The sequence below is a fragment of the Billgrantia desiderata genome (assembly GCF_900108215.1).
Lineage (GTDB): Bacteria > Pseudomonadota > Gammaproteobacteria > Pseudomonadales > Halomonadaceae > Halomonas > Halomonas desiderata.
The window spans coordinates 103,514-110,586 of record NZ_FNVC01000011.1 but is presented as its reverse complement, the minus strand read 5'-3'; the positions used below and the strand labels follow the sequence as shown (position 1 = coordinate 110,586).

8 protein-coding genes and 1 pseudogene are annotated in these 7,073 nt (G+C 67.0%); 1 reads left to right on the top strand and 8 read right to left on the bottom strand.

What is annotated here, in order from left to right; genetic code table 11:
* Nucleotides 1-618, top strand: a pseudogene (locus C4S71_RS11905) (hypothetical protein); the annotation flags it as partial.
* A gap of 70 nt (nt 619-688) precedes the next feature.
* On the opposite strand, the gene murB reads toward C4S71_RS11905, so the two are convergent.
* Genes murB through C4S71_RS11865 form a run of 8 tightly spaced genes read right to left on the bottom strand, consistent with a single transcriptional unit; the run spans nt 689 to nt 7,066 of the window.
* Nucleotides 689-1,696, bottom strand: coding sequence for a UDP-N-acetylmuramate dehydrogenase (gene murB / locus C4S71_RS11900; RefSeq protein WP_103969251.1), 1,008 nt, complete (start codon nt 1,694-1,696; stop codon nt 689-691).
* Complete coding sequence (locus C4S71_RS11895; RefSeq protein ID WP_103969250.1) at nt 1,693-2,172, bottom strand: low molecular weight protein-tyrosine-phosphatase; 480 nt, start codon at nt 2,170-2,172, stop codon at nt 1,693-1,695. Before C4S71_RS11895 ends, murB begins: the two co-directional genes overlap by 4 nt.
* A gap of 9 nt (nt 2,173-2,181) precedes the next feature.
* Nucleotides 2,182-2,958, bottom strand: coding sequence for a 3-deoxy-manno-octulosonate cytidylyltransferase (kdsB, locus tag C4S71_RS11890; RefSeq protein ID WP_103969249.1), 777 nt, complete (start codon nt 2,956-2,958; stop codon nt 2,182-2,184).
* A complete protein-coding gene (locus C4S71_RS11885; protein ID WP_086508377.1) occupies nt 2,955-3,164 on the bottom strand; it encodes a Trm112 family protein in 210 nt (69 codons plus the stop codon). The genes kdsB and C4S71_RS11885 overlap by 4 nt, the downstream gene beginning before the upstream one ends.
* Nucleotides 3,165-3,217: 53 nt before the next feature.
* Complete coding sequence (lpxK, locus tag C4S71_RS11880; RefSeq protein ID WP_103969248.1) at nt 3,218-4,222, bottom strand: tetraacyldisaccharide 4'-kinase; 1,005 nt, start codon at nt 4,220-4,222, stop codon at nt 3,218-3,220.
* Nucleotides 4,219-5,976, bottom strand: a complete 1,758-nt coding sequence (gene msbA, locus C4S71_RS11875) for a lipid A export permease/ATP-binding protein MsbA (protein WP_086508379.1) — start codon at nt 5,974-5,976, stop codon at nt 4,219-4,221. Before msbA ends, lpxK begins: the two co-directional genes overlap by 4 nt.
* On the bottom strand, nt 5,973-6,401 hold the full coding sequence (locus C4S71_RS11870; RefSeq protein WP_103969247.1) for an ExbD/TolR family protein: 429 nt from the start codon (nt 6,399-6,401) through the stop codon (nt 5,973-5,975). Before C4S71_RS11870 ends, msbA begins: the two co-directional genes overlap by 4 nt.
* Nucleotides 6,398-7,066 carry a MotA/TolQ/ExbB proton channel family protein gene (locus tag C4S71_RS11865; RefSeq protein ID WP_200825286.1) on the bottom strand — a complete coding sequence of 223 codons (669 nt, stop codon included), beginning with the start codon at nt 7,064-7,066 and terminating at the stop codon, nt 6,398-6,400. Before C4S71_RS11865 ends, C4S71_RS11870 begins: the two co-directional genes overlap by 4 nt.
* Nucleotides 7,067-7,073: the final 7 nt, after the last annotated feature.

The window sequence follows — 7,073 nt, the reverse complement described above, 5'->3', positions numbered from 1 at the left end:
GCACCTGAAGCCCAGGAGCAGAAAGCCCAGGAGCAGAAAGTCCAGGCGCCCAAGGCAGATGCTCCCAAGCCGACCGACAAGCCGACAGAGAAGCCCGCCGAGCCGGTGAAGACCCAGGCACCTGAAACCCAGGCACCCAAGACAGAAGCACCCAAGGCGGATGCTCCCAAGCCGAGCGACAAGCCGGTGGAGACGCCCGTAGAGGCGGTGAAGGCCGAGGAGCCGAAGCCGGAAAGCAAGCCTGAGCAGGCCAAGGTCGAGACACCCAAGCCGGTGGAGAAACCCGCCGAGCCGGTGAAGGCCGAGGAGCAGAAAGCCCAGGCGCCCAAGGCAGAAGCACCCAAGGCCGATGCTGCCAAGCCGATCGACCAGCCGGTGGAAAAGCCCACCGAGCCGGTGAAGGCCCCAGCACCTGAAGCCAAAGCACCGGCAGCCCAGGAGCCGAAGCCGGAAGCCAAGCCGGAGCAGGCCAAGGCCGAGGAGCCAAAGGCAGACGCTCCTCAGCAGGCCGAAAGCGAGCAGCCTCAGGCCGCTCAGCGCCGCCGTCGGCGCGCCCACAACGACCCGCGTGAGATCCGTAAGCGCGAGCAAGAGGGGCAGAAAGGCAGCCAAGGCTGAACGGCCCGCCCCGCATGAAATGGCCCGCGCAGTGCGCGGGCCATTTTCGTTGGTCGACAGGAGGCAGGAATCAGGCCAGCCGGGGCTCCCGCTCCAGCACCACGCCAAAGCGTTCTCGAACCCGCTCGGCCACCGCGTCGGCGAAGGCCAGCAGCTCTTCGGCATTGCCGTTGCCGAAGTGCACCAGTACCAGGGCCTGACACTCGTGCACGCCGAAGTGCCCGCTGCGCCACCCCTTGAGGCCGCAGCGATCGATCAGCCAGCCGGCAGCCAGCTTCACCTGCCCATCGGCCAGCTCGAAGCGAGGCATGTCGGGCCACACCGCCAGCAAGCGCTCGGCCACCTCCCGCTCCACGATGGGATTCTTGAAGAAGCTGCCGGCATTGCCCAGCTCCGCCGGATCGGGAAGCTTCTCGCGGCGAATGGCGCATACCGCCTCGGCCACCTCGAGCGGAGTCGGCCCAGGACCTACCCGCTGTGCCAGATCGCCATAGGAGAGACGAGGCGCGGCATCACGGCCAAGCCGAAGCGTCAGGCCGGTAATGACCACCCTGCCCTCGAGCTCGCCCTTGAAGATGCTGTCACGATAGCCGAAGGCGCACTCCTCGACCGTCAGCAAGGCACTGCGCCCATCCTCCACGAACACGACATGAACCGCCTCGACCAGCTCGCAAAGCTCGACCCCGTAGGCACCGATGTTCTGGATCGGCGCGGCCCCGCAGTGGCCGGGTATCAAGGCCAGATTTTCGGTGCCCCACAGGCCACGCGCCGCCAACGCCATGACCAGCGGATGCCACTCGACGCCCGCCCCGACGTGCAGCCTTACGGCGCTGCCCTGCCGCTCCAGCCACCAATGCTTCAGCGCCGGCTGGATCACCAGGCCACTCAGGCGCTGCGGCAGGATCAGGTTGCTGCCACCGCCCAGCAGGGTCACGGGCCAGCCCTGTGCGGCAGCCCGTTGCAGCAGTCGGCGCAGCTGACCAACCGTACCCGGGGCGGCAAAACGCTCGGCCCGGCAGGGCAAGCCCAGCGTGTTGCTCCGCGTCAGATCGTGATCGTGACGGACGCTGTCGTTCAAACCCGATGCCCTTCGAGCCGACGGGCGATCTCCTCGACCAGACCGCGAGAGGCGGCTTCGACCAGGTCCAGCACCTCTTCGAAGCCCTGCTCACCGCCGTAGTAGGGATCGGGCACCGGGCGGTCGACGTGACCGGCGAAGTCGAGGAACAGACCGATATGGGCGCCGCATCCCTCGGGGCACCGCTCGCGAATGGTGGCCAGGTTGCCGTGGTCCATCGCCAGCAGGTAATCGAAGCGGGAGAAGTCCTCGGCCGCGAGCTGGCGCGCACGCAGCTCGCTCAGGTCGACGTCACGCCGACGCGCGGCGGCCGTGGCTCGCGGGTCGGGCCCCTTGCCCACGTGCCAGCGTTCTGTGCCGCAGGAGTCGACTTCCGCCCGGTGGGCCAACCCCGCCTTCTCCAGCTCGCGCCGGAACACGCCCTCGGCGGTGGGTGAACGGCAGATGTTGCCAAGACAGACGAAAAGCACGCGCATGGTCTCTCCTTATCGGTTCTCGCTCAGCAGTGCCCTGACGCGCTCCAGATCCTCGGGTGTGTCGACGCCGGGCGGATTGGGCTCGGCGGCCAGCGCCACCTGGATGGCATGTCCGTAGTGCAGCGCGCGAAGCTGCTCCAGTTGTTCCAGCCGCTCGAGCGCCGAAGGGGGCCAGTCGCGATAGGCCGCGAGGAAGCCGGCGCGATAGGCATAAATGCCGATATGGCGCAGCCAGGCATCGGTTTCGAGCCATTCGGGGCGTGCGGCAAAGGCCTCGCGGTCCCAGGGAATGGGGGCGCGGGAAAAATAGAGCGCCCGTCCGGAAAGCGAGCGTACTACCTTGACCACGTTGGGATTGAACAGCGACTCGACGTCGGCGATGGGTTCTGCGAGGGTGGCGATGGATGCCTCGGCATCGTCGTGCAGCCGCATGGCGACCTGATCGATCAGTCGCGGCGGAATCAGCGGTTCGTCTCCCTGTACGTTGACCAGCACCGCGTCGTCATCCAGCGCCAGCAGCTCGGCAACCTCGGCCAGCCGGTCGGTACCGGACGGATGGTCGGCGCGGGTCATGACCACTTCGGCACCCAGCGGGGTCAGGGCATCACGGATGCGATCGTCATCGGTGGCAACGACCACGCGGCTGGCCGAACTCGCCGTGGCCCGCCGCCATACATGGGCCACCATGGGTTCGCCGGCGATATCGAGCAACGGCTTGCCCGGCAGGCGCGATGAGCCGAAGCGTGCCGGAACCACCGCAATGAAAGGTCGGTCCTGCGCCATCATGCTTCCCCGGTGCGTCCGGGCGAAGCCGGCAGCTTCTCGTCTACATCCATCTGACGCGCCTCTTCGGGCAGCATCACCGGAATGCCATCGCGAATTGGATAGGCCAGGCCATCGTAATGGCAGCGCAGCTCCTGGGCCTCACGATCGTACTTGAGCTTGCCCTTGCACAGCGGGCAGACCAGCATCGCCAGCAGTTCCTTGTCCATCGTTTCACCTCTATCGTCCACGAGTATTGTGCTCACGCCCACTTGTCATTCGGTTATCGCAGCCTCGACAGGCGTCTGTCCAGCCAGGCCACGAAGTCCGGCGGCGGGCTGGCCTCGACTTCCAGTACCCAGGCATTCTCGAGCGCGAGAGAGTCGCATTTCTCGGCATCCTTGGCCGTCATTACCACCGGCAGCGTGTCGCCGAAGTTCAGCTCCCGCGACGTGAAGCGGTGATGATCGGGAAAGGCATGAGGCGTGACCGCGATCCCCAGCGTCTCGAGGGTGGCGAAGAAGCGCTGGGGATTGCCGATACCCGCCACACCATGAGCCGGCCCCTGAAAAGGCAGCGGCTCGAGCGGCCATTCCCGACCATCCGCGAGCGAGCGCCAGCGCACCGGGGCCAGACGAAAGGTCCAGGCCTCGGTTGGAGGGGCAAACGTCGCATCGCCGTTGATCAGCACCGCATCCACCTCGTGCAGGCGGGACAATGGCTCGCGCAGCGGGCCGGCCGGCAGGCAGCGGCCGTTGCCGAAGCCCCGGCGACCGTCGACGACCACCAGTTCCATGTCGCGTCCCAGCGCCAGGTGCTGCAGACCGTCGTCACTGAGCAGGATATCGCAGCCCAGCTCACACAGGGCTCTGGCCCCACGCGGGCGGTCGGGATCCACCACCACCGGCACTCCCGTCTGGCGCGCCAGCATGCGCGGCTCATCGCCGCTGTGGACGATGGGCGTGTCGGTCGTGACATGCAGCGGATAGCCGGCGCCCTGCTCCAGCTTGCCGCCGTAGCCCCGCGAGACGATTCCCGGCCGCCAGCCCCGTTCGCTCAGATGGCGCGCCAGCCAGGCCACCAATGGAGACTTGCCGGTTCCCCCCAGGGTCACATTGCCGACCACGATTACCGGCACGTCGGCTCGCCACACCGCGCGCCGGCCGTCACGATAGGCGGCGGTACGCCGCGCCACCACCCGACGATACAGCGCCTCGAGCGGTCCCAGCAGCCTGAGCCAGGCACTGCCGCCATAGGCGGCCTGCAGCCAGCGCTCTCCCAGGCTCATGACACCGGGGCTTCCTGGAACTGCAGACGGTGCAGCGCGGCATATGCGCCATCGCGGCCGATGAGTTCGGCGTGACTGCCCTGTTCGACGATACGCCCCTGCTCCATCACCAGGATGCGGTCGGCCCGCTCGATGGTGGAGAGCCGGTGGGCGATGACCAGCGTGGTACGGCCGCGACACACCACCTCCAGCGCCTGCTGGATGTATCGCTCCGACTCGGTGTCCAGCGCCGAGGTCGCTTCGTCGAGCACCAGCAGCGGAGAGTCCTTGAAGATCGCCCGGGCGATGGCCAGCCGCTGGCGCTGGCCGCCGGAGAGCATCACCCCGTTGTCGCCGACGATGGTGTCGTAACCATCGGGCAGGCGCTCGATGAACTCATGGGCATAGGCCGCCTTCGCGGCGCTCTCGATGGCGCCTCGCTCGGCTTCCGGCATGCCGTAGGCGATGTTGTCGGCCACGCTGGCGTTGAACAGCGTGACCTGCTGCGATACCAGGGCGATCTGCCGGCGCAGCGGTGCCAGGCGGTATTCGTCGAGGGGTACGTCGTCGATCAGTACCTCCCCGGCGGTGGGCCGGTAGAAGCGCGGCAGCAGCCCGGCCAGCGTCGACTTGCCGCTTCCCGAGCGGCCGACGATGGCGACCATCTCACCCGGCTCGACGACGACATCGATGCCCTTGAGCACGTCGGGCTGATCGTCGCCATAGCGGAAGTACACCCCGCGCAGTTCGACGCGACCGCGAAGGCGCTCGGGCTCGCGAGTGCCCTCATCGGGCTCGAGCGGCACCTGCATCAGGCCGAACAGCTCCCCGGCGGCGGCAATGCCCTTCTGGATCTCGCTGTTGATCTCGGTGAGCTGACGTACCGGCTTGGCCATCAGCGAGGCGGCGGTGATGAAGGCGACGAACTCGCCGGGGGTCATGTCGGCCAGCAACGCCGGTGACATGGCCAGCCATACCAGCACGGCCAGCGACACGGCGATCAGCAGCTGGATCACCGGCGTGCTGATCGCCTTGGTCAGGGCTTCCTTCATCTTCTGCTGGCGGTTGTAGTCGCTGGCCCGCGCAAAGCGCGCCTTCTCGTACGCTTCGGCGCCATGGGTGCGTACCACGCGGTATCCCGTCAGCGCCTCCGAGGCGACATGGGTCACGTCGCCCATGGAGTCCTGGATGCGCTGGGAGATACGCCGAAAGCGCTTGCTGGCGTAGCTCACCACGCCGCCGATCAGTGGGGTCACCGCCACGAACAGCAGGGTCAGCATCCAGTTGGTCCATAGCAGGTAGGACAGCAGGCCCACCACGAACAACCCCTCACGCAGCAGAATCGTGATGGCATTGGTCGCCGCCCCGGTGACCTGCTCGACGTGGTAGGTGACCCGCGAGATCAGGTGACCGCTGGAGTGCGAATCGAAGAAGCGCCCGGGCAGATGCAGCATGTGGTTGAACACGTTGCAGCGCAGCGCATGAACCACGTTACGTGCCACGTTGCTCATGAAGTAAGTGCCGAGGAAGGTGCCCAGCCCCCTGGCGGCGAACATGATTACCACGAACAGCGGCAGCAGCAGGCGGAAGGCGGCGTCCGGGTTCTGGATGCCGTCGATCAGGCGCTTCATCATCTCGGCCAGGGCCGTGCTGGAGGCCGCATAGATGGCATAGCCGACGATCGCCAGGGAGAAGGAGATCCAGTGAGGCTTCACATAAGCCAGCAGCTGCTTGTAGAGGGCCCAGCCCGAGTGTTGGGTCCGGTCTTGATTCACGGTGTCTCCGCTTGCGTGGATGTTGCCTGTGTTTCGCGCGTGGCGATGCGCACCTGGCGAATGCCGAGCACACCGGCCTGGTCCAGGGCCCGCACCACGTCGGCATGTACCGCTCTGGCGTCGGCTTCGACCACCAGCCCATGCTGCCGGGCCTGCTCGGCCTCATCGGCCAGCGCCTGGCTCAGCTCAGTGGCGCCGAGCTCTCGCTCGCCCAGACGATAGCGCCCCTGTTCGGTCACCACCAGGGTGACCGGCGATACCTCGAGATTCACCCCGGAGACGCTCTCCGGTAGGGTGAGTTCGAGGGCCTGACGCGTCTCGAAGGTGGTCGATACCATGAAGAAGATCAGCAGCAGGAAGACCACGTCGATGAGCGGCGTGAGGTTGACCTCCACCGGATCATGGCGCCTGCGAGCGAACTTCACGAGGGCCGAGCCTCCGCACCAGGGCGCTCGCCTTCACGCTGCTCGTTGAAGCCGATCTCGCCGCGATAGTGAGCAAGAAACTCGACCACCTGGCTGGCCTGCTCCTCCATGCGTACGGTGATCTCCTCGACCCGACGCTGGAAGTAGCGGTGGAACATCAGCGCCGGGATCGCCACGGTGAGCCCGGCGGCGGTGGTCACCAGGGCCCGCGAGATGCCGCCGGCGAGCTCTGCGGTACGCCCCGCGCCGTCGGCAGAGACGATCACGGCAAAGACCTCGATCATGCCCACCACGGTGCCCAGCAGGCCGATCAGCGGCGTGATGGCGGCAATGGTACCCAGCGGGCTGAGAAAGCGCTCCATGTCGTGAATCACGGCCGTGGCCGCTTCCTGCAGCCGCGCCCTGACCTGCTCGTGACCCAGCCGGGCATTGCGCAGCCCGGCGGCCAGCACGCCCCCCAGCGGCGAGTGCCCCTCCAGCCAGTACAGGTTGACCTGCCCGCGTGCCACCAGCGAACAGACCTCCTGACCCAGACCATAGGGCGCGATGCGCTTGGCCCGCAGTGTCCACAGCCGCTCGATGATGATCACCGTCGCCAGCAGCGAGCACCCCAGCAGGGGAATCATCAGCCACCCGCCGGCGATGAGCGCATCCATCATGTCCATGGTTATC

Bases quoted from the DNA above. Each gene is read 5' to 3' on its own strand.
- C4S71_RS11895 (WP_103969250.1), bottom strand. From the start codon at position 2,172: ATGCGCGTGCTTTTCGTCTGTCTTGGCAACATCTGCCGTTCACCCACC.
- kdsB (WP_103969249.1), bottom strand. From the start codon at position 2,958: ATGATGGCGCAGGACCGACCTTTCATTGCGGTGGTTCCGGCACGCTTC.
- lpxK (WP_103969248.1), bottom strand. From the start codon at position 4,222: ATGAGCCTGGGAGAGCGCTGGCTGCAGGCCGCCTATGGCGGCAGTGCC.
- C4S71_RS11865 (WP_200825286.1), bottom strand. From the start codon at position 7,066: ATGGACATGATGGATGCGCTCATCGCCGGCGGGTGGCTGATGATTCCC.
- C4S71_RS11885 (WP_086508377.1), bottom strand. From the start codon at position 3,164: ATGGACAAGGAACTGCTGGCGATGCTGGTCTGCCCGCTGTGCAAGGGC.